At 54.6% G+C, this 273-nt stretch carries 1 protein-coding gene; it reads left to right on the forward strand.

Features of this window, described 5'->3' with window-relative positions; all coding sequences use genetic code 11:
• Nucleotides 1–273, forward strand: a 273-nt coding sequence (locus tag SB764_RS40165; protein WP_410866776.1) for an MFS transporter, incomplete at both ends; no start/stop codon positions are given.

Consider the following 273-nt stretch of genomic DNA (forward strand, 5'->3'; position numbering starts at 1 on the left):
GCTAGCCGATCGCTTCGGTACGCGTCGCATTTTTACCCTTGCAGTGAGTCTGTTCACATTGGGTTCTCTGGCCTGCGCACTTTCTAATTCGCTACCACAGCTGGTTGTCTTCCGGGTTATTCAGGGGATAGGCGGCGCAATGATGATGCCTGTTGCTCGACTGGCCTTACTGCGCGCTTATCCTCGTAATGAACTTCTTCCAGTATTGAATTTTGTCGCCATGCCGGGTCTGGTGGGGCCAATTTTAGGCCCCGTTCTTGGCGGCGTGGCGAG

Source organism: Paraburkholderia sp. SIMBA_027 (genome assembly GCF_046535315.1).
GTDB lineage: Bacteria > Pseudomonadota > Gammaproteobacteria > Burkholderiales > Burkholderiaceae > Paraburkholderia > Paraburkholderia tropica.